Raw genomic sequence first — 1,761 nt, 5'->3', positions numbered from 1 at the left:
CAAACCAAATCCCTAATCGTTATGCGAAATGGCCTCGCTACTCTGCACCCAACCTGTAATGCAATATTGGTGGAGCGGTCTGAAAGTGCGGGGGTCTTAAAGTGTAAGTTGCAAAACCACCATCCAGGTGGGCAGTATTCGAAGTAGCAGTCCCTTTGAAACGAAAGCAGGTTCTGCTGTACGATACCCCCGGATGGAAAGTGCCTGACTGTTGTGTTACACCGCGTGCTGAGTGTGCAGCATTTACGTGGTTAGGCAAGGTGGGCGATTAGGAGACAGAGACAAATAATAGGACACTAAAACACCGCACTCCGCTACTGCAATACTAAGGCTCGGTGTAAGGTGGGGTGCAAAAGAGCCGGAAACAAACCTTTTGGACAATAGCTCCTGCAGTTACCCTGGAGGTGCAAAGGTTACAATTAGGGTGAAGCTCTGAAGAATTGTTCAGCAGGCTGTTAATGTATAGGCAGGGTCCAGTAACCATTCGCATAACATGCGTATTGGCAAAAGGCAGGGCGGGACATCAAAGGCCATCGACATTGGAACTATGATCGGCAGCGGATCAGGCTTGTCACGTTTTCAATTGGGCTTTTGAAAATAAGTATGAACATTTGTAAATAAATAATCGGCTGGGCCGGGCGGGACGTTAGTAATGGCCCTGCTTTCGCCAATCCGTAACCGTTGGCGGCTATTAAGTCCAAAAAACCTAGCAATCCAAGAAAATGAAACATCCCGAAAATTTTGATGAAATAAACCTTTACAGAAGGGTTATTAAGGCAGGACTTGAATACCAACTTAAACAAGTTGAGGAAGAATTGAAGTTCAGGAAAGATGATCAGAAGTTTGTAGAATTTCTTGAAATGACAAAGCGCCACTTTTTAAAGATTATTGACGATTCAAATTCCATAAATAGCTTAAGCAAGCTTAAAAGGTGGTTTAATGATATTTCAGAGGGTTGCATTGAAGCAAATGACATTGGCTACCAACTTTACATTGAGAGAGAAACTGGCTTTAATCCAGATCTATTTGGTAAACTGCATAATAAGGTTGAGAAAATAATTGAGGCCGGGATGATAAAAAGCGAGACAGAATATAGAAATACTGAACTTCTTTTGAACCTAATTTTTGGCCAGGATCCAAAAGACGAAAGAATTCCCAGGCTTGACCAGTTACTAGGTACTTATCAAAAAATAAAGAAGAAAAAATAAATTCAGCCGCCAACACGTGTATTTGTATTACCAGGGCGGGACGTTGGAACTTCAGCTGTAGATCAATGATGAGCATTAGTCCAGGCTGGTCACGGTTTCAATTAGGCTTTTGATTATAAATATGGTCATTTGTAAATAATATATCGGCTGAGCCGGGCGGGACGTTAGTAATGGCCCTGGCAATACAAATACGTCAACGTTATACGAAACGGTATTGCTGTCAATCGGAATGAATAGCAAGAGCAACACCTAGCCCTCATAGGTTGTAGCAATGAATGGCTAACAGGTTGTGGGTGCGGGGGTTTCAGGTTGTATATATCAAAGCCAATAGCAAGGTGGGCGACCTTATGTGAAAACATCCCTTGAATTGTATAGGTTACAATGTGCACGATACCCCCGGCTGCAAACTGCCAGATAAAAGTGTTACACCGCCTGTTGTATGTTTGGCTTGTCTACGGATCGGTAAGGTGGGCAACATAAAAGTAGATACATTACCAGGACACAAAACCACCGCGTTACTGGGGTGCAACTACCAGCGATGGTGTATGGTGGG

General features: G+C 43.4%; 1 protein-coding gene. It reads left to right on the top strand.

Annotated elements, in window-relative coordinates:
* Positions 1–722: 722 nt before the first annotated feature.
* Positions 723–1,208, top strand: coding sequence for a hypothetical protein (locus BC349_RS11380; RefSeq protein ID WP_187256896.1), 486 nt, complete (start codon positions 723–725; stop codon positions 1,206–1,208).
* The last annotated feature ends 553 nt before the right edge of the window (positions 1,209–1,761 follow it).

This window comes from Flavihumibacter stibioxidans (genome assembly GCF_014332695.1).
Classification (GTDB): domain Bacteria; phylum Bacteroidota; class Bacteroidia; order Chitinophagales; family Chitinophagaceae; genus Flavihumibacter; species Flavihumibacter stibioxidans.
This window is presented reverse-complemented; position numbering and strand designations above follow the sequence as displayed.

What these genes read in the sequence shown, in the direction of transcription:
- BC349_RS11380 (WP_187256896.1), top strand. Translation starts at nt 723, where the DNA reads ATGAAACATCCCGAAAATTTTGATGAAATAAACCTTTACAGAAGGGTT.